24 protein-coding genes and 1 pseudogene are annotated in these 25,182 nt (G+C 70.8%); 16 read left to right on the forward strand and 9 right to left on the reverse strand.

The window, feature by feature from the left end; all coding sequences use genetic code 11:
• Window positions 1–21 precede the first annotated feature (21 nt).
• From ACH4UM_RS21125 to ACH4UM_RS21150, 6 genes and pseudogenes are all read left to right on the forward strand, one after another.
• Complete coding sequence (locus ACH4UM_RS21125; protein ID WP_398181442.1) at window positions 22–432, forward strand: GntR family transcriptional regulator; 411 nt, start codon at window positions 22–24, stop codon at window positions 430–432.
• Window positions 429–1,337 carry an ABC transporter ATP-binding protein gene (locus ACH4UM_RS21130; protein ID WP_398181310.1) on the forward strand — a complete coding sequence of 303 codons (909 nt, stop codon included), beginning with the start codon at window positions 429–431 and terminating at the stop codon, window positions 1,335–1,337. The genes ACH4UM_RS21125 and ACH4UM_RS21130 overlap by 4 nt, the downstream gene beginning before the upstream one ends.
• Before the next feature lie 31 nt (window positions 1,338–1,368).
• Window positions 1,369–2,379: an ABC transporter permease gene (locus tag ACH4UM_RS21135; RefSeq protein WP_398181313.1), complete on the forward strand. Its 1,011-nt coding sequence runs from the start codon at window positions 1,369–1,371 to the stop codon at window positions 2,377–2,379.
• Window positions 2,380–2,831: 452 nt separating this feature from the next.
• Window positions 2,832–5,174 (forward strand): RNA degradosome polyphosphate kinase, encoded by a 2,343-nt coding sequence (locus ACH4UM_RS21140; protein ID WP_398181316.1) that lies wholly within the window; start codon window positions 2,832–2,834, stop codon window positions 5,172–5,174.
• Window positions 5,155–6,270 carry a CHAD domain-containing protein gene (locus ACH4UM_RS21145; RefSeq protein ID WP_398181319.1) on the forward strand — a complete coding sequence of 372 codons (1,116 nt, stop codon included), beginning with the start codon at window positions 5,155–5,157 and terminating at the stop codon, window positions 6,268–6,270. Before ACH4UM_RS21140 ends, ACH4UM_RS21145 begins: the two co-directional genes overlap by 20 nt.
• Before the next feature lie 155 nt (window positions 6,271–6,425).
• Window positions 6,426–6,827 (forward strand): annotated as a pseudogene (locus ACH4UM_RS21150) (NUDIX hydrolase); the annotation flags it as partial.
• On the opposite strand, the gene ACH4UM_RS21155 reads toward ACH4UM_RS21150, so the two are convergent.
• Window positions 6,820–6,990, reverse strand: coding sequence for a hypothetical protein (locus ACH4UM_RS21155; protein ID WP_398181322.1), 171 nt, complete (start codon window positions 6,988–6,990; stop codon window positions 6,820–6,822). The pseudogene ACH4UM_RS21150 and the gene ACH4UM_RS21155 sit on opposite strands and share 8 nt — an antisense overlap.
• 138 nt (window positions 6,991–7,128) lie before the next feature.
• Between ACH4UM_RS21155 and ACH4UM_RS21160 the strand changes: the two genes are divergently transcribed.
• On the forward strand, window positions 7,129–7,965 hold the full coding sequence (locus ACH4UM_RS21160; protein ID WP_398181324.1) for a hypothetical protein: 837 nt from the start codon (window positions 7,129–7,131) through the stop codon (window positions 7,963–7,965).
• A 116-nt stretch (window positions 7,966–8,081) separates the two neighbouring features.
• Window positions 8,082–8,261 carry a hypothetical protein gene (locus tag ACH4UM_RS21165; RefSeq protein ID WP_398181326.1) on the forward strand — a complete coding sequence of 60 codons (180 nt, stop codon included), beginning with the start codon at window positions 8,082–8,084 and terminating at the stop codon, window positions 8,259–8,261.
• Window positions 8,262–8,264: 3 nt separating this feature from the next.
• Here the strand turns inward: ACH4UM_RS21165 and ACH4UM_RS21170 are convergent, their stop codons facing one another.
• Window positions 8,265–8,621, reverse strand: coding sequence for a metal-sensitive transcriptional regulator (locus tag ACH4UM_RS21170; protein ID WP_398181329.1), 357 nt, complete (start codon window positions 8,619–8,621; stop codon window positions 8,265–8,267).
• 218 nt (window positions 8,622–8,839) lie between these two features.
• Here ACH4UM_RS21170 and ACH4UM_RS21175 point away from each other — a divergent pair, with 218 nt between their 5' ends.
• Genes ACH4UM_RS21175 through ACH4UM_RS21185 form a run of 3 tightly spaced genes read left to right on the forward strand, consistent with a single transcriptional unit; the run spans window position 8,840 to window position 10,698 of the window.
• The gene (locus tag ACH4UM_RS21175) at window positions 8,840–9,460 is read left to right on the forward strand and encodes a DUF47 domain-containing protein (RefSeq protein WP_031154207.1); all 621 of its coding nucleotides are present in this window, start codon (window positions 8,840–8,842) and stop codon (window positions 9,458–9,460) included.
• A gap of 7 nt (window positions 9,461–9,467) precedes the next feature.
• Window positions 9,468–10,466 carry an anion permease gene (locus tag ACH4UM_RS21180; RefSeq protein ID WP_398181332.1) on the forward strand — a complete coding sequence of 333 codons (999 nt, stop codon included), beginning with the start codon at window positions 9,468–9,470 and terminating at the stop codon, window positions 10,464–10,466.
• Window positions 10,467–10,497: 31 nt separating this feature from the next.
• Window positions 10,498–10,698: a DUF5988 family protein gene (locus tag ACH4UM_RS21185; RefSeq protein WP_398181335.1), complete on the forward strand. Its 201-nt coding sequence runs from the start codon at window positions 10,498–10,500 to the stop codon at window positions 10,696–10,698.
• 147 nt (window positions 10,699–10,845) lie between these two features.
• On the opposite strand, the gene pstB is transcribed toward ACH4UM_RS21185, so the two are convergent.
• From pstB to pstS, 4 genes are all read right to left on the reverse strand, one after another.
• Window positions 10,846–11,622 (reverse strand): phosphate ABC transporter ATP-binding protein PstB, encoded by a 777-nt coding sequence (gene pstB, locus ACH4UM_RS21190; RefSeq protein ID WP_398181337.1) that lies wholly within the window; start codon window positions 11,620–11,622, stop codon window positions 10,846–10,848.
• Window positions 11,623–11,665: 43 nt separating this feature from the next.
• On the reverse strand, window positions 11,666–12,730 hold the full coding sequence (gene pstA, locus ACH4UM_RS21195) for a phosphate ABC transporter permease PstA (protein WP_398181340.1): 1,065 nt from the start codon (window positions 12,728–12,730) through the stop codon (window positions 11,666–11,668).
• On the reverse strand, window positions 12,727–13,734 hold the full coding sequence (pstC, locus tag ACH4UM_RS21200) for a phosphate ABC transporter permease subunit PstC (protein WP_398181343.1): 1,008 nt from the start codon (window positions 13,732–13,734) through the stop codon (window positions 12,727–12,729). Before pstC ends, pstA begins: the two co-directional genes overlap by 4 nt.
• 107 nt (window positions 13,735–13,841) lie before the next feature.
• Window positions 13,842–14,978 (reverse strand): phosphate ABC transporter substrate-binding protein PstS, encoded by a 1,137-nt coding sequence (pstS, locus tag ACH4UM_RS21205; protein ID WP_398181345.1) that lies wholly within the window; start codon window positions 14,976–14,978, stop codon window positions 13,842–13,844.
• A gap of 403 nt (window positions 14,979–15,381) precedes the next feature.
• Between pstS and ACH4UM_RS21210 the strand changes: the two genes are divergently transcribed.
• Window positions 15,382–16,962 carry an FAD-binding oxidoreductase gene (locus ACH4UM_RS21210; protein WP_398181348.1) on the forward strand — a complete coding sequence of 527 codons (1,581 nt, stop codon included), beginning with the start codon at window positions 15,382–15,384 and terminating at the stop codon, window positions 16,960–16,962.
• 38 nt (window positions 16,963–17,000) lie between these two features.
• On the opposite strand, the gene ACH4UM_RS21215 is transcribed toward ACH4UM_RS21210, so the two are convergent.
• From ACH4UM_RS21215 to ACH4UM_RS21225, 3 genes are all read right to left on the reverse strand, one after another.
• Window positions 17,001–17,708: a phosphatase PAP2 family protein gene (locus ACH4UM_RS21215; protein WP_398181351.1), complete on the reverse strand. Its 708-nt coding sequence runs from the start codon at window positions 17,706–17,708 to the stop codon at window positions 17,001–17,003.
• 258 nt (window positions 17,709–17,966) lie between these two features.
• Window positions 17,967–18,968 carry an NlpC/P60 family protein gene (locus ACH4UM_RS21220; protein WP_398181354.1) on the reverse strand — a complete coding sequence of 334 codons (1,002 nt, stop codon included), beginning with the start codon at window positions 18,966–18,968 and terminating at the stop codon, window positions 17,967–17,969.
• A 148-nt stretch (window positions 18,969–19,116) separates the two neighbouring features.
• Entirely contained in the window at window positions 19,117–19,914 is a 798-nt protein-coding gene (locus tag ACH4UM_RS21225) for a trypsin-like serine peptidase (RefSeq protein ID WP_398181357.1), read from the reverse strand.
• 956 nt (window positions 19,915–20,870) lie between these two features.
• Between ACH4UM_RS21225 and ACH4UM_RS21230 the strand changes: the two genes are divergently transcribed.
• The 4 genes from ACH4UM_RS21230 to ACH4UM_RS21245 all read left to right on the forward strand — a co-directional run bounded on the left by ACH4UM_RS21230 (window position 20,871) and on the right by ACH4UM_RS21245 (window position 25,169).
• Entirely contained in the window at window positions 20,871–21,179 is a 309-nt protein-coding gene (locus ACH4UM_RS21230; protein WP_014673544.1) for a hypothetical protein, read from the forward strand.
• Between the two features lie 240 nt (window positions 21,180–21,419).
• Window positions 21,420–22,271, forward strand: coding sequence for a hypothetical protein (locus ACH4UM_RS21235; protein ID WP_398181360.1), 852 nt, complete (start codon window positions 21,420–21,422; stop codon window positions 22,269–22,271).
• Window positions 22,261–23,613: a hypothetical protein gene (locus ACH4UM_RS21240; protein WP_398181363.1), complete on the forward strand. Its 1,353-nt coding sequence runs from the start codon at window positions 22,261–22,263 to the stop codon at window positions 23,611–23,613. The genes ACH4UM_RS21235 and ACH4UM_RS21240 overlap by 11 nt, the downstream gene beginning before the upstream one ends.
• Before the next feature lie 14 nt (window positions 23,614–23,627).
• Complete coding sequence (locus ACH4UM_RS21245; protein ID WP_398181444.1) at window positions 23,628–25,169, forward strand: SCO6880 family protein; 1,542 nt, start codon at window positions 23,628–23,630, stop codon at window positions 25,167–25,169.
• Window positions 25,170–25,182 lie beyond the last annotated feature (13 nt).

The raw sequence follows: 25,182 nt of genomic DNA on the forward strand, positions 1-25,182 counted from the left end.
AGTGAAAGGGTGGTGGACCGGGTGCTCGAGTACCGCATCGACCGGCACAGCGGCGTGGCCACCTACGTCCAGATCGTCCAGCAGACCAAACAGGCCCTGCGCCTGGGGCTGCTGGAGCCCGGCGACAAGCTGCCCACCGCCCGCGAGGTCGTGGAGGCCACCGCCATCAACCCGAACACCGTGCTGAAGGCCTACCGCGAGCTGGAGCGCGAGGGGCTGGTCGAAGCCCGGCGCGGGCTCGGCACCTTCGTACGGCGCTCCCTGGGCACCGCGCCCGCCGACGACTCCCCACTGCGCGCGGAGCTGGACGGCTGGGCCGAGCGGGCCAGCCGGGCCGGGCTGGACCGGGACGACGTGGCCGCACTCTTCACCGCCGTACTCGACCGACACTTCGCCGTGCGCGAAGCCCATTCGCAGGGAGACCCGTCATGACCGACACCGGCACGGCCCTGGAGGCAGCCGAGCTGGCCAGGCGATTCGGCCGGCGCACAGCACGCCGGGCACTGCACGACTGCACCTTCCGGCTGCCCGCCGGCCGCGTCTGCGCCCTGGTCGGCCCCAACGGGGCCGGCAAGTCCACCCTCCTCGCCCTCGCCGCCGGGCTGCTCGCGCCCACCGGGGGCCGGATCACCGTCCTCGGCACCCAGCCGGCCACGGCACGCGCGCGCGTGGGCTACGTCGCCCAGGACAAGCCGCTCTACCCGCAGCTCACCGTCGCCGAGATGCTGCGCCTGGGCGCCGACCTCAACCCCGGGCGCTGGGACGCGGCCGGGGCCGAGCGGATAGTGGCCGCGGGGGACCTGGACCCGCGGGCCCGCATCCGCACCCTATCCGGCGGTCAGCGCACCCGGGTCGCGCTCGCCCTGACCCTGGGCAAGCGGCCCGAACTGCTGCTGCTCGACGAGCCGATGGCCGACCTCGACCCGCTCGCCCGGCACGACCTGATGGGCGCCCTCATGGGACAGGCGGCGCAGTACGGCACCACGATCGTGCTGTCCTCGCACGTGGTCGCCGAACTCGAGGACTCCTGCGACCACCTGCTGCTGCTCGGCGGCGGCCGGGTCCGCCTGGCCGGCGACATCGACGACCTGCTGGCCGCCCACACCCGCGTGACCACCCCGGCTGCCGCCGGCGCCGACCTGACCGGCCACACCGTCGTGGAGTCCCGTACGACCGGCCGCGGGCTCACGGCGCTGATCCGCCCCGGCGGCCCGCTCCCCGACGGCTGGCGCGCCTTCGCGCCCTCCCTCGAGGAACTTGTCCTCGCCCACCTGCGCAACCCCGGGGCTCCGGCCCTCACGCCCGCCCGGACCACGTCCCGGGAGACCGTCGCATGACCACCCCGGCCGAGTCCCAGGAGACCCACGCATGACCGCCCCGACCACCTCGACCGCCCCCGCGCCCGTTCCCGCGGACACCCGGCGCCCCACCGCACGGCCGCGCCTCGTCCCGTGGCTGCTGCGCCTGCACCGCCCCGCACTGTGCGTCTGGGCCGGGCTCGTCCTCGTCCTGGCCGCCGCGCTGCTGTGGCTGTGGGGCCCGCTCACCGACGCCGCGGCGGCGGCCTGGCGGCAGTACGACGCCTGCGACATGAACACCCGCTGCTCCTACGACCAGGACGCGATCCTGCGCTACAAGGACGTCTACAACTACACGACGCTCGGTGTCACCGCCCTGCCGTTCGTGGTGGCCGCCTGGTCCGGCGCCGCACTGTTCGGCCGCGAACTGGAGAACGGCACCGCGCACCTCGCCTGGGTCCAGTCCCTCTCCCCGACCCGCTGGCTGGCCGCCAAGCTGGCCCTCCCGGCCGCGCTGGTCACCACGGGCACCGGTCTGCTGGTCGCGCTGCACCACCTGGCCTGGTCCGCGGGGCACGGGAAGATCGACACCGCCAAGCCCTGGACCGACGACATCACCCTGCACGCGAACGGCCCGACCACGGTCGCCTTCGCCCTGGCCGGCCTCGCCACGGGCGCGCTGGTGGGCCTGCTGTCGCGGCGCACACTCCCCGCGCTGGCGCTGACCCTCTGCGTGGCCGGCGCCGTGCGGGGCGCGGCGACCTGGGTCATGCCCCATCTGTGGCCGGCCGTCACCCACGTCACCGGTCTCAGGGAGGGCTACTCGTTCGACGGACTCGAGGTCGGCTCCGGACTGGTCACCTCCACCGGCGCGCACATCCACGACCCCGGCTGCGGCTCGACGATCGTCCCCGAGTGCCGCACGCTCTACGCCAAGCTGGACGCCACCGCCTTCTACACCGAGTACCACCCCTACTCCCACTACTGGCCCCTCCAGCTGACCACCACCGCCCTCGTCCTCACGATCGCCGCCCTGGCCACCGCCGCCGCCTTCACACTGCTGCGCCGCCGCACGGCCTGAGAGCGGGGAGCGCCTCGGAGGCCGGAGGGCGGTCGCAGGCAGGAAGCGGGCGCCGAGGCCCGGGGCAGCGTGTGAGAGTGGGGGCCGAGCGTCCCCGGAGAGCGGCGGTCCCGGAGAACCGGGGGTGCCAGCCAGGGGAGCCCCGAGAGCCGGGAGAGCCGGGAGAGCCGGGCAGCACCCGCCGGCCGCAGGCAGCACCCGCCGACCAGGGGCGGCCGGCGGCATGGGAGAGCGGGGGCGGTCCCCCGCCGACCGGAGGCGGTCCCGGAGAGCCAGGGCAGTCCCCGCCGACCGTGCGCAGCCGCCCCAGGAAAGCCAGGGCAGTCCCCGCCGACCCGGGCCGAACGGGGCCGGCCCGGAGAGCCATGGCGGTCCCTGCGGGCCGCCCCCCGCTATCCCGCACGTCATGTCTCCGTAACCGGTGATTCAGACGGGCTTGCGACGCTCCAGCAATGAAGCCCGCCGCGCCAGAGCCTTCGCCGCCCCCCGCGGGAATCGCCGCCGTGCTCCCGCTCGCGCTCTCCGACGCGCCTGTCTCGCTCCTGGCGCGGAAGAATGGGTCCATGAGCCAGCCAGACACCCAGGCACAGGTCCAGCACGCACAGCCCTCGGTGGGCTCCATCGCCGCGCACCGCCCGCACACCGTGGCGGCCGCGGTCTCCGACCTGGAACCCGACATCGATGCCGACCTCGACGGCTACGAGGAGTCGCCGGCAGACGGGGTCCAGCTGCCGCAGGGCCGTTTCCTCGACCGGGAGCGCAGCTGGCTCGCCTTCAACGAGCGCGTCCTCGAACTCGCCGAGGATCCGAACACCCCGCTGCTCGAGCGGGCCAACTTCCTCGCGATCTTCGCCAGCAACCTGGACGAGTTCTTCATGGTCCGGGTCGCCGGTCTGAAGCGCCGTATCGCCACCGGTGTCGCCACCCGGTCCGCCTCCGGCCTCCAGCCCCGCGAGGTGCTGGAGATGATCTGGTCGCGCTCGCGCGAAATCATGGCCCGGCACGCCGCCTGCTACCACGAGGACGTCGCACCCGCCCTCGCGGAGGAGGGCATCCACCTGGTCCGCTGGAGCGAGCTCACGGAGAAGGAACAGGCCGGCCTGTTCACGCTCTTCAGACACCGGATCTTCCCGGTGCTGACCCCGCTGGCGGTCGACCCGGCGCACCCGTTCCCGTACATCTCCGGCCTCTCGCTGAACCTGGCCGTCGTCGTGCGCAACCCGGTCACCGGCCACCGCCACTTCGCCCGCGTCAAGGTGCCGCCGCTGCTGTCCCGCTTCCTGGAGAGCTCCCCCGGGCGCTACGTCCCGGTCGAGGACGTCATCGCCGCCCACCTCGAAGAGCTGTTCCCGGGCATGGAGGTGCTCGAGCACCACGCCTTCCGGCTCACCCGCAACGAGGACCTCGAAGTCGAGGAGGACGACGCCGAGAACCTGCTCCAGGCCCTGGAGAAGGAGCTCATGCGGCGCCGCTTCGGGCCGCCGGTGCGTCTGGAGGTCGAGGAGTCCATCGACCGCGAGGTGCTCGACCTGCTCGTCCGGGAGCTGAAGATCAGCGAGGCCGAGGTGTACCCGCTGCCGGGCCCCCTGGACCTCACCGGCCTCTTCCGCATCCACAGCCTCGACCGGCCCGAGCTGAAGTACCCCAAGTTCGTCGCCGGCACCCACCGGGACCTGGCGGAGGTGGAGTCCGCCTCCGCCCCCGACATATTCGCCGCGCTGCGCAGCCGGGACGTGCTGCTGCACCACCCCTACGACTCCTTCTCGACCTCCGTCCAGGCCTTCCTGGAGCAGGCCGCCGCCGACCCGGACGTCCTCGCGATCAAGCAGACCCTGTACCGGACCTCGGGCGACTCCCCCATAGTCGACGCGCTCATCGACGCCGCCGAGTCCGGCAAGCAGGTCCTCGTCCTGGTCGAGATCAAGGCCCGCTTCGACGAGCACGCCAACATCAAGTGGGCGCGCAAGCTGGAGGAGGCCGGCTGCCATGTCGTGTACGGCCTGGTCGGTCTGAAGACCCACTGCAAGCTGTCGCTGGTGGTCCGCCAGGAGGGCGAGACCCTGCGGCGCTACAGCCACGTCGGCACCGGCAACTACCACCCGAAGACGGCCCGCCTGTACGAGGACCTCGGCCTGCTCACCGCCGACCCGCAGGTCGGCGCGGACCTCTCGGATCTCTTCAACCGGCTCTCCGGCTACTCCCGCCGCGAGACCTACCGCCGGCTGCTGGTCGCCCCCAAGTCCCTGCGGGACGGCCTGATCGCGCGGATCAACAAGGAGGCCCAGCACCACCGTGCGGGGCGCCCGGCCTTCATCCGGATCAAGGTCAACTCGATGGTCGACGAGGCGGTCGTCGACGCGCTGTACCGGGCCTCCCAGGCCGGGGTGCCGGTCGACGTGTGGGTGCGCGGGATCTGTGCCCTGCGCCCCGGCGTCACCGGCCTGTCCGAGAACATCCGCGTCCGCTCGATCCTCGGCCGGTTCCTCGAACACTCCCGGGTCTTCGGCTTCGGCAACGGCGGCGAGCCCGAGGTGTGGATCGGCAGCGCCGACATGATGCACCGCAACCTCGACCGCCGTATCGAGGCCCTGGTCCGGGTCACCGACCCGGCCCACCGAGCCGCGCTCAACCGGCTCCTCGAAACCGGCATGTCCGACACCACCGCCTCCTGGCACCTCGGCCCGGACGGCGACTGGACCCGGCACGCGACCGACGCGGACGGCCAACCCCTGCGCAACATCCAGGAGATGCTCATAGACGCCCGGAGGCGCCGGCGTGGCACAGCAACACCTTGACCCGACGGACCCCTCGACCGGGCCGTCCCCCAAGCTCCCGACTTCGCTCGAGCAGGGAGGTGCCCCCACGGCCGGCGCCCTGGCGGGCTATCTGCGGGCCCAGGCCACGGAGTTCCTCCGGGCGCTGCGCCTGCACCGCGAGAGCGGCGGCGGCACGGGCAACGGCACGGTGGAGTCCGTCGACGCGGCGCGCGCCCTGCGCCGCTCGGCCCGCCGCATCAGCGGCAGCCTGCACACCTTCCGCCCTCTGCTGGAGGAGACCTGGTCGGAGGAGATGCGCCCGGAACTGGCCTGGCTGTCGGGCACGCTGGCGCGTGAGCACGCCTACCAGGCACGGCTGGAGCGGCTGTTGCTGGCGCTGCACAGGCTGTCGGGGTCCGTGGCACTTCCCGCACAGCCGGTGGTCGAGGCGGTGCCGGGGGGCAGCGCCGGCTCCCCGTCCCACCCGGCAGTCCCCGACCGCGGCAACCTCACCGTGGGCGCGGCCAAGGCGGGCGCCCTGCTCGACCGCCAGCTCACCCTCGCCCGCACCCGGGCCCACTCGACGGCCCTGCAGGCCCTGGGGTCGAGCCGCTTCCACGCGGTCGCGGACAAAGTCGCCTTACTCGCCAGCGACGTCCCCCTCACCTCCACCGCCGCCGCCGCGAATCTGCGCCCCCTGGCCACCGCGGCCGAGGAACGCCTGACGGACGCCGTCGCCGCGCTGCCCCTGGTCACCGCCGGCAGCCCGTACAACGCGGAGGCGCTGATCCACGGCCTCTCCCCGGACCCGGCCCCGCATCCGCAGGACGCGCCCTGGCACCAGGTCCGCCTGCTGCTGCGTCTGCACCGCTACGCACGTGAGGCCCTGCACGGCACCGACGCCTCCGGCGCCCCGGTCGACGTACGTCTGCTGACGGCCGGTCAGGCCCTCAACCGGCACCGCGACGCCTCGGAGGCCGCGGCGGCGGCGGCCTCGGCGGCCCGCACCCCACGCATCGCCCCGGCGACGGCGTACGCGCTCGGCGTGCTCCACGCGGACCAGCGGCACGAGGTGGAGGCGGCCAGGTTCGCCTTCCAGCAGTCGTGGCAGAAGCAGGCGGTCGGCGCCAACTGAGGAGGCGGTGAACACCGGTGACGTTGCGAAGGGACCCGAAGGACCCGAAGGACGCGAAGGACGCGAAGGACGCGAAGGACGCCAACGACTCCAAGGGCACGAGGGAGACGGGAAGGACCAGGCGGACGGCACGGACGCCGGCGACGGAGGGCACGGTCGTCCGGGCGGCCGGCTGCGTCCTGTGGCGCCGCTCGCCGCGGGACGGGGCTCTCGAACTGTGCCTCGTCCACCGGCCGAAGTACGACGACTGGTCGTGGCCCAAGGGCAAGCTCAAGCGCGGCGAGGACCCGCTCGCCGGAGCCCTGCGCGAGGTCGAGGAGGAGACGGGCTGCAGCGCCGTGCCCGGGCCGGAGCTGAGCAGGGTGACCTACATGGCGGGCGGCCGCCCCAAGCAGGTGCGTTACTGGGCCGCCGAGGCCACGGCGGGCCGCTTCACCCCCAACAAGGAGGTGGATCGCCTCCGTTGGCTCTCCCCGGCCGCCGCCCGTGAGCGCCTGACCCAGTTCCGCGACCGCGAACTGGTCGACGAGCTGCTGGCGGTCCTGCGTCTCACCTGAACCGCACCGGCCCCGCGTCCGGCTCCCGGGCGTGCCCCTCCGCGTCCGTGCGGGCCAGGCTGCGGGCCCGGCGCGCGGGACCGCGCCAGCCGCAGGTGCAGCGGGCCAGACAGAACCGGCCCTGTTCGGCAGTGGTCGTACGGTGTTCCTCCGGCAGCGCCACGACGACAACGCTACCCACGCCGGGTGAACGGACGGTTGCGGCTTCCTGTGGCACCTCCGGGCGCGTGACGGGGCCACCTACTCGTCGTTAACCGGACGACAGGGGGCCCGTGACGGACGTACCGGGGGTAGGCAGGCGATGGCTCAGCGGCGGGAGTGGCAGACGGGCCGGGCGGTGCTCGCGGCGGGGCTCGTGCTCTGCGCGTGCGCCACGGGGTGCTCCGGCAGCGGCGCGGCCGCCGAGGACGCGCGGGCCGCCGGCGATCCGGTGCGGACCCTGCGCGAGGCCCCCGACGCGCTGTTGCGGGCGGCCAGCTCCAAGGCCCGTACGGCGATGGAGATGGCCACCGGCGGCACCCGGGTGACCATCCGCGGCGAGGGCGGCTACGACTTCCGCGGGCAGCTCGGGAAGCTGACGGTGGTGCTGCCGCAGGACCCGGCCGGGTCCGTCGAGCACCGGCCGATCACCGAACTCCTCGCCCCGGGCGCCCTGTACATGAAGAACCGGGGAGCGGGTGTGCCGGCCGACAAGTGGGTGCGGGTCGACACGGCCACGCTCTCGGACGGCAACCTCGTCACCGGCGGCGCCACCGACCCGTTCGCCGCCGCCGAGGTGCTGCGCGGGACGCGCACGGCGACGTACGTGGGCCGGACGGAGGTGGCGGGGGCGGCGGTGCTGCACTACCGGGGCACCGCCGATCTCGCCCTCGCGGCGAGGAGTGCCACGGCGGCCGGCGCGGCGGCGCTGAAGGCGGCGGCGAAAGGGTTCGCCACGACCGACGTCCCGTTCGACGTCTACCTCGACGAGCAGGGACGCATCCGCAAGCTCCGGCAGCGCTTCGTCTTCGTCAACGGACAGCGCCAGGGCACCGTGGCCGTCTTCTCCACGACGCTGCTCTACGCCTTCGGCACCCCGGTCGCCGTGACGCTGCCGCGCCCGAAGGACATCTACGCCGGGCTGATCGCCGAGAGATGAACGGCCCCCGGGGCCGGCACCGGGGGCCGGAAATGACCGGCGAACTAGCCCTTCCGTGCCATGCGCGGTGTGTGCGCCGCTCCCTACCCTAGGAAGTCGGTGACGGCAGAGAAGAGGTGACGCACGTGGCTCCGGTCGGCGGTACGGCAGTTCAGGACCACGTGGCCCTCGCCGAGATCGAGCTGTGCGGAGAGCTGATCATCGCGGCCTCGGCGGCCCGCGAGCGGCTCAGCCTGGAGAGCATCGACGAGGTGCTGCGGGTGGCCGAGGAGCGTGAGTCCGGCACCGCCCGGTGAACCTCAGGTGCGCAGCAGCCGCCCGATCGCCTTCGTGGCCTCCTCCACCTTGGCGTCGATCTCCGAACCGCCCTTGACGGCCGCGTCCGCCACGCAGTGGCGCAGGTGCTCCTCCAGCAGCTGCAGCGCGAAGGACTGCAGGGCCTTGGTGGAGGCGGAGACCTGGGTGAGTATGTCGATGCAGTAGACGTCCTCGTCGACCATCCGCTGCAGCCCGCGGATCTGGCCCTCGATCCGGCGCAGCCGCTTGAGGTGCTCGTCCTTCTGCTTGTGGTAGCCGTGCGTGGCGTGCTCGGGCGCGCCGTTGTCCTGGGCGGTGGTACCGGAGGGCGCCACCGCGCCGGCCTCGGTGGTCGTCATCGCGGCCTCCCTCTCGTCGTGGAGTTCGGAAACGAACTCAAGACATACCCCTGGCGGGTATATGGTAACGAATTTCGCCGGGTAGAGGAGCCTTGGCATGTGCCCCCGTGCCGAGCACTGTGCCTGATGGGCGACACTGGGGGACGGCCCCTTAGCCGTATCCGGATGATGCGCCTAGCATCACCCTGACCGAAACCGAAGCACCCCGAGGACCCCACGTGCGCTTTCGTCTGACCCCCAGGGAGACGAGCTTCTACGACATGTTCGCCGCGTCCGCGGACAACATCGTCACCGGCTCGAAACTCCTGATGGAACTGCTCGGGGCGGACACTTCCGCCCGGGCCGAGATCGCAGAGCGTATGCGGGCCGCGGAACACGCAGGTGACGACGCCACGCACGCGATCTTCCACCAGCTGAACTCCTCGTTCATCACGCCCTTCGACCGCGAGGACATCTACTCCCTCGCGTCGTCCCTCGACGACATCATGGACTTCATGGAGGAGGCCGTCGACCTGGTCGTCCTCTACAACGTCGAGGAACTGCCCAAGGGCGTCGAGCAGCAGATCGAGGTCCTGGCGCGGGCGGCGGAGCTCACGGCGGAGGCCATGCCGCACCTGCGGACCATGGACAACCTCACCGAGTACTGGATCGAGGTGAACCGTCTGGAGAACCAGGCGGACCAGATCCACCGCAAGCTCCTCGCACACCTGTTCAACGGCAAGTACGACGCGATCGAGGTGCTGAAGCTGAAGCAGATCGTGGACGTACTGGAGGAGGCGGCGGACGCCTTCGAGCACGTGGCGAACACGGTGGAGACCATCGCGGTCAAGGAGTCCTGAGGCGTCCATGGACACCTTCGCTCTGATACTGACCATCCTGGTCGCACTCGGCTTCGCCTACACCAACGGTTTCCACGACTCCGCAAACGCCATCGCCACCTCGGTCTCGACGCGCGCGCTCACCCCGCGGGCCGCGCTGGCGATGGCCGCCGTCATGAACCTCGCCGGCGCCTTCCTGGGCAGCGGGGTGGCCAAGACGGTCAGCGAGGGCCTGATCCAGACGCCCACCGGCGGCAAGGGGATGGCCATCCTCTTCGCGGCGCTGCTCGGAGCCATCGTCTGGAACCTGGTCACCTGGTACTTCGGCCTTCCCTCGTCCTCCTCGCACGCGCTGTTCGGCGGCATGGTGGGCGCGGCACTGGCGGGCGGTACGACGGTGTACTGGTCCGGCGTGCTGGACAAGATCGTCACTCCGATGTTCCTGTCCCCGATCGTCGGCATCATCGTCGGCTACCTGGTCATGACGGCGATCATGTGGATCTTCCGCCGGGCCAACCCGCACAAGGCCAAGCGCGGCTTCCGGATAGCGCAGACGGTGTCGGCGGCCGGCATGGCGCTCGGGCACGGCCTGCAGGACGCCCAGAAGACCATGGGTGTCGTGGTGATGGCGCTGGTCATCGCCGACGTCGAGAAGTACGGCGACCCGATCCCGGTATGGGTGAAGCTGATCTCCGCCCTCATGCTGTCACTGGGCACCTACGCGGGCGGCTGGCGCATCATGCGCACCCTGGGCCGCAAGATCATCGAACTGGACCCGCCGCAGGGCTTCGCCGCCGAGACCACCGGCGCGTCGATCATGTTCGCGACGGCGTTCCTGTTCAAGGCCCCCATCTCCACCACCCATGTGATCACCTCGGCGATCATGGGCGTGGGCGCGACCAAGCGTGTCAACGCCGTGCGCTGGGGCGTCGCCAAGAACATCGTGATGGGCTGGTTCATCACCATGCCGGCGGCGGCGATCGTCGCGGCCTGCGCCTTCTGGCTGATCAACCTGGCGCTCCTGTAGCCGCCCGGGCCAGTGCGGTGACACTGGAAGCATGACTACCAAGGCACTCCTCGAAGGCGGACCGGAGGATCTCGCGGGCACGGTGGTGCCGGTGGTTCCTCCGGGGCAGGAACTGAAGATCCCGCACCTCGGGGGATACGAGCACTACAAGGTCACCACGCGCCACCAGGACAGCAAGGAGGGCCCGGTCACCGTCTACCGGTGGTGGGAGCGGACCGAAGTCGCCGAGTGAGCGGCCCACCGCACCACCGCGGGACCAGGAAAACCGCACCACCGCGTGACCAGAGAACAGCACGGGCCCGCCCCCGGGAGCCAGGGGCGGGCCCTTCTGCGTCCTCGCGGTGGCACCGCCATGCAGCACCGCGAGGGGTCCTGGGGATCAGCCGAAGCGGCCCGAGATGTAGTCCTCGGTCGCCTGGACGGACGGGTTGGAGAAGATCCGCTCGGTGTCGTCGATCTCGATCAGCCGGCCCGGCTGGCCCACCGCCGCCAGGTTGAAGAACGCCGTACGGTCCGAGACCCGCGCCGCCTGCTGCATGTTGTGCGTCACGATGACGATCGTGAAGCGCTCCTTCAGCTCGCCGATCAGGTCCTCGATGGCGAGGGTCGAGATCGGGTCCAGGGCGGAGCAGGGCTCGTCCATGAGCAGCACCTTCGGCTCGACCGCGATCGCGCGGGCGATGCACAGCCGCTGCTGCTGACCGCCGGAGAGGCCGGAGCCCGGCTTGTTGAGGCGGTCCTTGACCTCGTTCCAGAGGTTGGCGCCCTTGAGCGACTTCTCGACGACGTCGCTCAGCTCGCTCTTCTTGTAGCCGCCGTTCAGTCGCAGGCCCGCCGCCACGTTGTCGAAGATCGACATGGTGGGGAAGGGGTTCGGCCGCTGGAAGACCATGCCCACCTCGCGGCGGACGGAGACCGGGTCGACCCCGGTGCCGTACAGGTCCTCGTCGTCGAGCAGCACCTTGCCCTCGACCCGGCCGCCCGGGGTGACCTCGTGCATCCGGTTGAGGGTGCGCAGGAACGTCGACTTGCCGCAGCCGGAGGGGCCGATGAACGCCGTCACCGAACGCGGCTCGACGGTCATCGAGATGTCCTCGATCGCCTTGTGGGAGCCGTAGTAGGCGGTGAGCCCGCTCACGTCGATTCGCTTGGCCATGACTACTTCTTCACTTCCAGTCGTCTCAGTCGCTGTGGCCGCGTCAGCGACCTGTCTTGGGTGCCTTCCAGCGGGCGATGCCGCGGGCCACCAGGTTGAGGATCATCACGAAGGCGATGAGGGTGAGGGCCGCCGCCCAGGCACGGTCGTAGGCCGCGCCGGAGCCCGAGCTGTTCGCGTACTGCTGGTAGATGAACAGCGGCAGCGAGGCCTGCGGGTCCTTGAAGGGGTTGTTGTTGATGAAGTTCGTACCCCAGACCAGCAGCAGCACGGGAGCGGTCTCACCGGTGATGCGCGCGATGGCCAGCATCACACCGGTGGCGATGCCGCCGATGGATGTCGGCAGGACCACCTTGAGGATGGTGCGCCACTTCGGGACGCCGAGCGCGAGGGAGGCCTCGCGCAGCTCGTTGGGTACGAGCTTGAGCATCTCCTCGGTGGAGCGGACCACCACGGGCATCATCAGGATCGCCAGGGCGAGCGAACCGGCGAAGCCGGAGTAGCCCATCTTGAGGATGAGGATCCAGAAACTGAGGACGAAGAGACCGGCGACGATCGACGGAATGCCGGTCATGACGTCGACGAAGAAGGTGACGGCCTTGGCGAGCCGGCCGCGGCCGTACTCGACCAGGTAGATCGCCGTGAGCACCCCGATCGGCACCGCGATCAGGGTGGCCAGGCCCACCTGCTCCAGGGTGCCCAGCAGGGCGTGGTAGATGCCACCGCCCGGCTCGGTGTCGGCGACACCCGCCATGGAGTGGCTCAGGAAGTAGACGTCGAAGACCTTCGCACCGCGCTTGGCGGTGGCCCAGATCAGGGAGGCCAGCGGGACGACGGCGACGAGGAAGCAGACCCAGACCAGGCTGGTGGCGATGCGGTCCCTGGCCTGCCTGCGGCCCTCGACGCGGGCCGCGATCACGTACGTGCCGAGGACGGCGAGGACGGCCGCGATCAGGCCCCACTGGACCTTGCTCTGCAGGCCGGCGCCCAGCCCGATGGCCACGGCCACGGCGATCGAGGCCGCGATGACGGCGAGCGGGAACCACTTCGGCAGGCTGGCACCGCGCAGCGAGCTGCGGCGCTTGTGGGTGACGGCTGGCGTGGTCATGCGTTGGCCCCCGAGTACTCCTTGCGGCGGTTGATGATCATGCGGGCCGCGCCGTTGACCAGCAGGGTGATCACGAACAGGACGAGACCGGAGGCGATCAGCGCGTCCTGGCCGAACTCGGTGGCCTCGTTGAACTTGCTCGCGATGTTCTGGGCGAAGGTGCCGCCGCCCGGGTCGAGCAGGCTGGCCTGGATGTCGAAGGTCGGGGAGAGCACGGTGGCGACGGCCATCGTCTCGCCGAGCGCGCGGCCGAGGCCGAGCATCGAGGCGGAGATCACGCCGGAGCGGCCGAAGGGCAGCACCGACATGCGGATGACCTCCCAGCGCGTGGCGCCGAGGGCCAGGGCGGCCTCCTCGTGCATGCGCGGGACCTGGCGGAAGACCTCACGGCTGACGTTGGTGATGATCGGCAGGATCATGATCGCCAGCAGGATGCCCACGGTGAGCAGCGAGCGGGGCGCACCGCCCTGCCAGGAGAAGATGCCGGTCCAGCCGAGGTAGTCGTCCAGCCAGCCGTACAGGCCGTTCAGGTGCGGCACGAGGACCAGGGCGCCCCACAGGCCGTAGACGATGGAGGGCACGGCGGCCAGCAGGTCGATCACGTAGGCGATCGGGCCGCTGAGCCTGCGCGGGGAGTAGTGCGTGAGGAACAGCGCGATGCCGACCGCCACCGGGACCGCGAGGGCCATGGCGATGATCGACGAGACGACAGTGCCGAAGGCCAGCACGGCGATGCCGAACTGGGGCGGCAGGATGCCGGTGTTCCACTCGAAGGTGGTCAGGAAGTTCCCGTGGTCCTTGCTGATGGCGAGGGCGGCACGGTAGGTGAGGAAGACCGCGATCGCGGCCATGATCACCAGCAGCACGATGCCCGACCCGCGGGACAGGCCGAGGAAGATGCGGTCACCGGGTCGGGTGGCGCCCCGGGCGGCGCGCCTGTGCCCGGCCGGGTCCGGCGGGCCGAGGGGCGCGCGAGCGTCTGTTTGCTGTGTGGATATGTCCATCGGGTTCTCCGGTCTGCGGAGCCGTACGCGCGTACGGCTCCTGGCGGCGGTGCACCGGACGGTGCGGCCCGGTCCCGATCAGGGCGGGACCGGGCCGCACGCTCAGATCAGCTCAGGCCCGCGATGGTGGTGCGGACCTTGGTGACGATCTCTTCGGGGATCGGCGCGTAGGAGGCGCCGGTCAGCTGCTTCTGGCCGTCCTCGGACGCGACGTAGGTGAGGAAGGACTTCACGGCCGGCAGGGTGGCGGCCTTGTTGCCCTTGTCGCAGGCGATCTCGTAGGTGACCAGGGTCAGCGGGTAGGCACCGTCCTCGGTCGGCTGGTAGTTCAGCTTGAGCGCGAGGTCCTTGCCGGTGCCGACGACCTTGGCGGAGGCGATCGCCTTGGTGGCGTTCTCCACGGTGGCCTTGGCCGGGTTGGCGGCGCCCGTCTTCAGGTCGACGGTCTTGACGCCGTCGGCGGCGTAGGAGAGCTCGAAGTAGGAGATCGCGCCGGAGGTCTGCTTGACCTGCGCCGCGAGGCCGGAGGAACCCTGCGCGGACTGGCCGCCCTTGGCCTGCCAGGCCTTGCCGCCCGAGTACGGCCAGTCGCTCTTGGCCGTGGCGATCAGGTACTTGGTGAAGTTGTCCGTGGTGCCGGACTCGTCGGAGCGGTGGAACGCCTGGATCTTGAGGTCGGGCAGCTTGGCGCTCGGGTTCAGCTTCTTGATCGCCGCGTCGTTCCAGTTGGTGATCTTGCCGTTGAAGATCTTGGCGATGGTGGACGGGTCCAGGGTGAGGCTGTCCACGCCCGGCACGTTGAAGCCGACCGCGATGGGGCCGCCGACCATGGGCAGGTCGATGGCCTGGCCGCCGGAGCAGACCTTGCCGGACTGGGTGATCTCCTCCGGCTTCAGCGGGGAGTCCGAGCCGGCGAACGCCGTCTGACCCTGCAGGAAGGCGGTGATACCCGCACCCGAGCCGGTCGGGTTGTAGTTGATCTGCACGTCCTTGCAGGCCTGGCTGTACTGCTTGACCCACGCGTCGATGGCGTTCTTCTGCGCGGAGGAACCGGACGCCTGCAGCTGGCCCTTGGCGCTGTCGCACTTGATGGAGCCGGGCGCGGCGGCCGCGGAGGAACTGCCCCCGCCGTTCCCGCTGCCGCCGCTGTTGTTGTCGGAGCCGCACGCCGTGAGGGCCAGGGCGCCGGAGACGGCGAGAGCGCCGAGAGCGAGAGCCCGCCGGTTCTTGCGCTGAAGCTTCACTTGAGGGAGTTCCTTCCAGGAGCCGCCGTCCTGATCGGCGGCGTGCGAAGTGTGGGCGACACCGATGCGCCGACATGCGCATCAGCACCGGGTAAGGCCGAAATTAGGCAGAAGAGGTGAAGCCGCCGATGGCCGGAAGTGAACGCGGGGTGAACCCCTGCCGTCGGTGCGGTGAGGTCACGGAATGCTCACGGGGAGGGCACGTGCAGGTACCGACGAGGGGGTTACGGCCGTCCGGATTCCCGGATGCAGACCGGATGCAGACCGGATGCCGATCGGATGCCGATCGGATGCCGAACGAACACCGAACACACCTTCGCCCCCCTGGCAGACTTTCGACCCCTTGGAACCCGCCGGGCCGGGCGGTCGTCTCGATCCACGGGAACCGACAGGAGGCGCAGGTATGGAACGTCGTGCGTTCATGGCAGGCGGCGCGGCCGCGATCGCGGCGGTCGCGACGGCCGCGTGCAGCGCCGGCGGGAACGGGGTGTCGTCGGGGTCCGCCCGGACGACCGCCACGGGGACGTCCTCCGCCGCGGCGTCCTCCGGCACGTCGATGAGGACCACCGGCGCCGCGGCCGCCGCCAACTGGGCCGCGCTCGCCCGCGAGCTGGACGGCGCCCTGCTCCGCCCCGGCGACACCTCCTGGACGACGGCCCACCAGCTCTACAACACCCGCTTCGACGGGCTGAAACCCGCGGCGGTCGCGTACGTGGCGCACGCCGGCGACATCCGGACGGCCCTGTCCTACGCCCGCGCCCACCGCATCCGCGTGGCCATCCGCAACGGCGGCCACTCCTACGCGGGCTGGTCCTCCGGCGACGGCCGCCTGATCGTCGACGTCTCCAAACTCAACCAGGTCCGGGCGAGCGGCACCTCGGCGGTGGTCGGCGCCGGCGCCAAGCTGATCGACGTCTACCGCGCGCTCACCGCGAAGGGCGTGACGATACCCGCGGGCTCCTGCCCGACCGTCGGCGTCTCCGGCCTGGTCCTCGGCGGCGGCCACGGCGTCGTCTCCCGCGCCTACGGCCTGACCTGCGACAGCCTGACCCAGGCCACCCTCATCACGGCGGACGGCAGGCAGCTGATCGCCAACGCCACCGAGAACAAGGACCTGTTCTGGGCACTGCGCGGCGCCGGCAACGGCAACTTCGGCGTGGTGACCGAACTGCGGTTCACGACCCATCCCGCGCCGCAGGCCGTGTCGGCGTACCTGACCTGGCCGTGGGTGAAGGCGGCCGCGGTACTGAACGCCTGGCAGGAGTGGGGCCCGGGCCAGCCGGACGAGATCTGGTCGTCCCTGCACCTGGCGAACACGCCGGGCGGCACCCCCACGGTGTCCGTCGCCGCCTTCTCGCTCGGCACCTACGGCGAACTCCAGAACGCCGTGGACCGCCTGGCCGCGAAGATCGGCGCGGCGTCGAGCGTGTCCCTCAAGCGCCACACCTACGAAGAGGCCATGGAGGCTTACGCCGGCTGCTCGTCCTTCCCGGCGGACGCCCAGTGCCATCTGCCGGGCTCGACCCCGGGCCGCTCCCCACAGGGCAGGCTCGGCCGGGAGACCTACGCGGCCCGCTCGGACTTCTTCGACCGCTCGATCCCGGCGGCCGGCATCCAGACGCTGCTGGCACAGATGCGGTCGGTGCGGGGCGGCGCGGGCAGCATCGCGTTCACCGCGCTGGGCGGGGCGGTCAACCGGGTCTCCCCCACGGCGACGGCCTTCGTGCACCGCCGCTCACGGATGCTGGCCCAGTACATAGCGTCCTGGGGCGCCGGCACGACCGGTACGACGGCCCAGTCCTGGCTCACCTCGGCCCACGACGCGATGCGGCCGTACGCCTCCGGCGCCGCCTACCAGAACTACACCGACCCCACCTTGAAGAACTGGCGCACGGCGTACTACGGCGACGCGGCGACCCGCCTGGCCAAGCTGAAGCAGCAGTACGACCCCGAGCGGTTCTTCTCCTACCCGCAGGGGCTGTAGGAGCCCGGGTGGGCCGCAGCCGGCAGGACGGGCGCCGGCTACGCCGCCAGGTCACGCTCCTGCGCCGACGCGCGCTTCCCGGCCCGGCCGGAGGAGACCTCCGTGTCCCGGCCGGTACGCGCCGCCCGTGCCCGAACCAGCCACCCACCCCACGCGGAGGCCTCGACGGCGCGCAGCAGCGGCGTCAGCAGCAGCATGGCCAAAGGCGACAGCAGCAGCGCGACAGCCGTCCCCAGCGCGAACCCTCCGACCACGTCCGTCGGATAGTGCACGCCCATGTACACCCGGCAGAACCCTTCGAGCAGCGCCAGCCCGATCCCCACCAGCCCGAACCGACGGTCGGCGACGAACAGCGCCACCCCCATCGCCATGGTGATCGTCGCGTGGTCGCTCACGAACGAGAAGTCGGTCTTCCCGGACACCAGGACGTCCAGGCCCTGATGGTCGAGGAAGGGGCGGGGCCGCTGCACGAAACCCCGTATCGGAACGTTCACCAGCACCGCGATGCCGGCCGCGAGCGGCGCCCACACCAGCGCGGCGACCGACGGCGCGGCCTGTTCCCCACCCCGCCGCCGCACGGACCACCAGCACCAGAGCACCAGCAGCACCATGGCGAGCAGCAGCCCGTACTCACCGACGTACTCCATGACGCGGTCGAACCAGTGCGGCGCGTCCTTGGCCAGGCCATTGATGTCGTAAAGGAGGTCGACGTCGGGGTTCGACCCGGATTCGGCGAGTCCAGCCATGGTGCTGCGGCCCCTTCGTCGTGTCGTTCCGGGCGCACCCTGTGTGCGCCGCTCCTGCCACCCCCGTGGTCGTAGATCCGCTTCCGCTGCACGCGTGTGCGACACGCGCTCCGTCCGACGGCCGCTTGCTTCCGCTTGGCTACGTCAACAGGAACGCACGACCCTGATGCATACGTTCCACACTCCACCGAATGATCACGCAGACGTTATCGAAGAGAGACTCATCGCCGCAGCTCAGCGGGTGGGTTCACGCTCGGTTCACACCGCGGTGGGGAGTGCTTTCGCGCCATCCTCGGTGACCCGGGTGGCCCCGAAGTAGTCCGGTGTGTCTATCGGGTCGAACCGGATCACGGCCCCCGTTCTCGGCGCGTCGATCATGTAGCCGCCGCCGACGTAGATGCCCACGTGGCGGATGGCCCGCGAGTTGGTGAGGTCGTCCGAGAAGAACACCAGATCGCCCGGCAGCAGTTCCTCCCGCTTGGGGTGCGGCCCCGCGTTGTACTGGTCGTTGGCGACCCGCGGCAGGGTGACACCCACGTTCTCGTACGCAGCCTTGGTCAGCCCCGAGCAGTCGAACCGTCCGCCCTGGTCGGCGGTGCCGTCCCCACCCCACAGATAGGGCGTGCCGAGCTTGCTCTGCGCGTAGGAGATGGCCGCGGCGGCCTGCCTGGAGGGGTCCAGCCGGGTGACGGGCGCGGCGAAGCTCTTCTCCAGGGTGGTGATCGTCTTCACGTAGTTCTGGGTCTCCGCGTACGGTGGCACGCCCCCGTACCGGATGACCGCGTCCGCCCCCGCGTTGTAGGCGGCGAGCATGTTGTGCGTGGCGTTCCCGGGCACGGTCCGCACGTACTTCGCGAGCTCGCAGTCGTAGGAAGCGGCCGACGGAATCGCGTCGTTCGGGTCCCAGACGTCGCGCCTGCCGTCGCCGTTGCCGTCGACGCCGTGCGTGGCCCAGGTGCCCGGGATGAACTGCGCCATCCCCTCCGCGGCGGCCGGGGACCTGGCGTTCGGGTTGAAGCCGCTCTCCTGGTACAACTGGGCCGCCAGCAGAGCGGGGTTGAGGGCGGGGCAGAGATTGCCCCACTTCTGCACGAGGGACTTGTACGCGGCCGGCACGGCGCCCTTGGCCAGTCCGACGGCTCCTCCGGCCGCCCCGCCCGCGAGGTTCCCGGCGACGACGTAGACGCCGATGACGAGCAGCATGACGAAGGTGAGCGCGGAACCGACGGCGGCGATCGCCACGACCCATGCCTTACGCACCGTCAACCGCCCCTCGCCGCCCGGGAGTCCGCCCACGACAGTTTAGGGGCGCCCCTCGAACTTTTGGGGTGATCACACACGGGCGCACGGCAGCACGGCGATTACACGCCGGCCGCGGCTCCGCCCGGGCCCGGGACGGGGACGCGGATCACGGATCGGCGGCCGCGTCCTTGTACAGCTCCGCCGCCTCGGCGCCGAGGACGACGCTGTAGGAGGTGTCCGGGGTGAGGCCGCCCTCCTCGTGCCCGCCGAGCACTCCGACGACCTCGTGGTCCCCGTTGATCCACGGGCTGCCGCTGGTGCCCGCGGCGAACTCCGGGCAGTCGATGCGCTGCTGGGTGCTGCTGTGCGGCTGCGGCTTGTTGGTGCAGACGATGGGCTCGTCACGGGTGTCCGGGTAGCCGGTGAGCGTCACGGCGGTCGCGCCGGTCGTCGCGCCGGTGACGAAGCGGTTGCCGCCCACGACGTCCTCGATGCCCTTGCCGTCCTGCGGTTCGATCACACCGAAGCCCAGGTCGCTGTCCTCGTCCTGGTCCTTGGACCAGCCGTCCGGCATGAAGCGTCTTTTGACCCTCCACAGCCCGTAGGGCGCCTTGCCGTCCCGGTACCCGGGCGCGAACACCAGGTCGGTGTCACCGCTCAGACAGTGGGCGGCGGTGACGATGAGGTTCCGGTTGGGGCCGTCCACCACGGAGGCGGTGCAGAAGTGGTTGTCGGAGAGGTCGCCGGTCTTGTCCGCCCCGAACAGCGCCCCGATCCGCTCGCTCTGCGCGGTGGAGGCGGCCACCGCGGTGACCCCGAGCGGGCCCGGCCCGTCGTCCGCGGCCGCGACGGAGGCCGAAGTGGCGGCCAGCAGCACCAGGGCCGAGAACAGCGCGTACTGCCGGGTGGCGGCCCGGGGAAGAGCGTGATGTGCGGGGCTGCTGGTACCTGAGGTGCGCTTCATCAGGCCCCACTTTGTCTCATGAAGGTGAGAATCGCATTACGACTTCACTGAGATTTTTCCGTGAAACCCCCGTTCGCCGCACGACTTGTCCCGCATCGCCCTTTTCGTCGTCTGTCTTTGCCGTGCCGGCAGGAGCCGACGACCACCAGCACTGATACCCGCGCGACGGCGTACCAGTCGGCCGCGCCCGTGATCCGGTCCGACACGGAACCACCGTACTGTGCACCCCCCGCCCCGCGCCTGCGCACCGGCACCCGCGGCGGCCGTACGGAGTAGCGCCCCCAACGGCGCCCCGAGCAGCACCACGGAGCCGCACCACTGAGCAGCACCACTGAGCAGCGACGGGTCAAGCCCGGGCCATCACCCGACCATCCTCCCGCCATCGACGGGTAAGCCGCCCGCCGCCTTCAGTAACGCGGGGGTCAGGAATCCCCCGTGCATCCTTGTTGGCGCGTACTCAACAAGAAATCGTCGGGCAGCGACGGCAGCTGCCCGGCGCCGCACTTCCGCACCGCCCGGTCCGGCCACGACGGCCCGGCCGGCCGGGGCACCCCGGAGGGGGCCGGCGCCTTCACCGGCCGGCCCTCCGTCAACATGCCGCCACCGCCGGACGTGGGGACGCGGGGCGGCAGCAAGGGAACGGACCGCGGCACGCCGGCCGCGGCCCGTTCGGCATGGTGAAGCGTGAGACCATCGACGCGACCACTCACTCGACTGGCCGTCAGAAACCATGCCAGAACGTAAAAAGGGTCAACGACGGAACCACACGACAGGTTCCGGTCGCACTTCATTGCCCGGCGTAACCTGCCGTGATACACAGAGTGACCATACGTACAAAACCCGCCAGGCAATGACGTCAAGTCGACATGCGTGGACGTCATTGTCAGCGACAATGAGGCCTGACCTCTGCGCTCCCGCAGGGGACGCGGAACAACCCACCAGGGGCGGTGACTTACATGCTCTTTGCGGCCGACAAGGGAGACATCAACACCATCATCGGCGGGATCGCTCCGGACTGGGGCCCCTTCGGCAGCCTGGGCAACGAGGCGAAGGTGATGATCGAGGTGGTGATGGCGGTCGCCATCCTGCTCTGCCTGGGCATCGCCGTCTGGGGCGCCGCGAAGCAGCGCATCGGCGCGACCGCCCTGCGCGACACGTTCAGCGCCGAACAGGGCAAGGGCCTGATCATCGCAGGTCTGACGGGAGTCTTCATCATCGGTTCCCTCGGCACGCTCTTCACCATCGTGTACGGCATGGCCGTGTAAGCCGTGTAACCGGCGCACACCCGCGCATGCCGCGCACGGTGCTCCGTCCGCGCCGCCGGCCGGCCCCTCCGGACGCGCCCGGTGCCCCCGCTACCCCCACCCACCCACCGTGCCCACCGGCTGAGGTTGCGTTTCCCTGATGTCGAGTCACCACACCGCGCCCGCGCGGGAACCAGCACGGCTACCGTCGTACTCCTACGCGTTCCGGTACGAGGTCGAGGTCGAGGGGGCGTACGGGACATGAGTCTCGGAGACGAGCACGGATTCGGCGATTCCGCGCGCGCCGACGACGAACTGTACGGGGGCGGCGGCCAGACCCGCACCCGCCTCCCCGACCGCGCCGGCGACCCCTACGGCGGTGCCCGGCGCGGCGCCCGCTCGTCCTCACGCGGCCTGGTCACGGTGGTCGCCGTGGTCGTCCTGCTCATCGCCGCGATCGCCTTCGCGAACCGCTCCGGCGGCGGCTCCTCCTCCGCGGAGGACAACAGCGCCAAGCCGAAGGCGGCAGCGACTGCGGCGACGGGGAAGCAGCCGGTGACGACGAGGACGGCGGGGCTCCCGTCGGGATTCGCGCACGACGAGCAGGGCGCGCAGAGCGCGGCCGCGAACTTCGCCGTGACGCTGGGCTCGACCGGCATGTTCAAGAAGGACAGTCGGCACGCCATCGTCGGCCTCCTCTACACCCGCGACGCGGCAGCGAGACTCCAGGGCCCGATGGACCAGGCCTACTCCACCGGCTTCCTGAGCACCATGGGCCTGGACGCGAACGGCGACGCTCCCGCCGGCAACACGTTCGTCTCACGCGTGACCCCGGTGGGCACCACGGTCCAGCAGTACGGCGAGAGCAGCGCCAAGGTCGCGGTGTGGTACGTGGGCCTCATCGGCATGTCCGGGCAGAACTCGAGGGACCCGGTCACCTCGTCCTGGAAGACGTGGACGTTCGACCTGCAGTGGACGGGTGGCGACTGGAAGATCGTCTCCGACTCGCAGCGGGACGGCCCCGCCCCGGTCCCCGGCGACGACAAGGCCGCCACCTCGGACGAGATCCGCAAGGCCATCGAAGAGTACGGAGGGTTCACGTATGCCCGGTAGCAAGCAGCGCGTGCTGGGGCTCACCGGTGTCGTGGCAGCCGTGCAGACGACGGTCGTGCTACTGGCCACCCGTGCCGTCGCCGCGCCCACACCCACGCCCAGCCCGACGCCCTCGCCGTCGGCGAGCAAGAACAACTGCGACCTCATCTTCGGCGAGGCCAGGAAGTACTGCGAGCGGGGCAACGGCTCCTCCAAGTCCAACGGATCCACCTCCGACCCCACCTCCACCCTCGACCCCCTCTCCTCCCTGGCCAAGGGCTGCGCCGACGCCGCGTCCTGGACGATCGGCAAGCTCAGCAAGGCCGTGAAGGAGACCGCGAACGTCGACTTCACCAACCAGAAGTTCCTGCAGCAGTACGCCGTCGTGTTCGCCGCCTCGACCATCCTCACCCTGCTGCTGTGGCTGCTGGCCGTGGCCAAGCGGGCCGTGCGCGGGGTGCCGCTGACCACCGCGATCTCGGAGGCGGTCGGTTTCCTCTGGCTGACCGTGCTCGCCTCCGCCTTCACACCGCTGATCCTCTACACGGTCGTGTCGGCGACGGACGGCGTCTCCGACGTTCTCGCGAAGGCGAGCGGCGACCAGGCGGACACGTTCTTCGGCACGTTCTCCGCCGCGCTCGGCAAGGGCGAGAACATCGGCGGCGGCCCGATCATGCTGATCGTCGTCTCACTCGTCTCCATCCTCGCCGCCGGTGTGCTCTGGCTGGAGCTGGTCATCCGCGCCGCCCTGCTCTACGTGGGCGCGCTGCTCGGCACCGTCGTCTACGCCGGGCTCGTCGACAAGAACCTGTGGGGTCACGTCCGCCGCTGGGCCGGGATCATGATCGCCGTGATCCTGGTGAAACCGGTCATCGTGATCGTGCTCGGCCTCGCCGGCGCACTGTCCTCCGGCGACAACGGCCCCGGCGCGTTCTCCGCGGTCGTCTCCGGCCTCGCCATCATCCTGCTCGCGATCTTCGCCAGCGCGATGATCTACCGCTTCGTCCCCGGCTTCGGCGACGAGATCGCGGCCGGCCGCAACAACCGCATCATGCAGGGCGCCGAGGGCAAGGCCGCCGCCGTCATCAGCTCCCCGGCGACCCTGGTCGCCCAGGGCATCAAGACCCACAGCACCCGCGCCGACAGCAACGGCCAAGCAGGCGGCGGCAGCCAGTCGTCCGCCCGCCCGGCCAACCCCGCCTCCGGTGGCGTCGCCGCGCACAGCGCGCGCGTCCCGGACGGTGGCGGCGGAGTCGTCCCCTCCGCCGCACCCGCTCCCCGCGCACCCAGCCCGGTGAACACTCCCCATGCCAGCAGCACCCGCAACAGCAGTACCAACCGCACGGGAGGTGAAGGGCGTTGACGACCGAGTCCCACATGTCCCATACGGTCACGCCCCGCCGGACATATCTGATCGGCCGCGCCCGGCCGAACGCGATCGTCGGCCGCAACCGCGAGACCGGCGAGATCGCCCTGATCATCGCGGGCGCGTTCATCGGCATGATGTGCGGGCTCCTCGTCCCCGTGCTGTCCCTGCGCATCGTGCTGCTGACCGGCTTTCCACTGCTCGCCCTGGCCGCGGTCTACGTGCCCTACCGGCGCCGGACCTTCTACAAGTGGTTCGAGATCAACCGCTCCTACAAACGCACGGTCAAGCGCGGCGCCCTGTACCGCTCGGGCGTCATGGAGGCCGGCACCCGCATCGAGGGCCGGGAGATCGAGATCGGGCCGCCGCCCGGCATCGGCCGGATCACCTGGCTCGCCGCGCCCTTCGGCCCGGACGAGATCGCCGTACTGCTGCACGCCGACCGCAAGACGGTCACCGCCGCCATCGAGATCGAGGGCCCCGGGGTCGGCCTGCGCGACTCCGAGGACCAGGAAGCCCTCGTCGACCGGTTCGGCACCCTGCTCAAGCACGTGGCCAACGGCGACGGCTTCGTCACCCGCCTGCAGATGCTCGCCCGCACCCTTCCCGCCGACCCCGACGCCCACGCCAAGGACGTCACCCAGCGCGGGGACGAGCGCGCACCGGCGTGGCTGCAGCGCTCGTACGACCAGCTTCAGTCCATGGTGTCCACCAGCAGCGAGCAGCACCGCGCCTACCTCGTCGCCTGCATGCACTTCTCGCGCGAACTGGCCGCCGAGGCCCAGGCCATGGCGCGGGCCACCCGGCCCCAGGCGGGGCGCAGGATCGACCGGGACGCCGGTCTCGCGGTCGTCATGGCCCGTGAGCTGACCGACATCTGCTCCCGGCTCCAGGAGGCCGACATCCGCGTACGGCAACCGCTCGGTCAGGGACGGCTGGCCTCGCTGATCCACTCCATGTACGACCCGGACCACCCGATCGACCACATCCAGGCGATGACCAAACGCAACGCCTGGCCGGCCGAGCTGGACGCCATGGAACCCACCTACCTCCAGGCCAAGACCCGCGAGTCGTCCACCCGCGAGCCGTGGTGCCACGCCACCGCCTGGGTCAAGGAGTGGCCGATGACCCCGGTGGGCGTGAACTTCCTCGCGCCCCTGCTCGTCCACACCCCGGACGTCATCCGCACCGTCGCCGTGACGATGGACCTCGAACCCACCGAGATCGCCATCGAGCGGATGCTGACCGAGAAGACCAACGACGTCGCCGAGGCCAGCCGCGCCGCCAAGATGAACCGCACCGTGGACCCGCGCGACGTGGCCGCGCACACCCGTCTCGACCAGCGCGGCGAGGACCTCGCCAGCGGCGCGGCCGGCGTCAACCTGGTCGGCTACATCACCGTCTCCTCCCGCACCCCCGAGGCCCTGGCCCGCGACAAGCGGACGATAAGAGCGTCGGCCGGAAAGTCGTACCTGAAACTGGAGTGGTGCGACCGCGAGCACCACCGCGCGTTCGTCAACACGCTGCCGTTCGCCACCGGAATCCGACGGTAGGGGCTGATGCTCT

Source organism: Streptomyces sp. NPDC020801 (assembly GCF_044334385.1).
Taxonomy (GTDB): domain Bacteria; phylum Actinomycetota; class Actinomycetes; order Streptomycetales; family Streptomycetaceae; genus Streptomyces.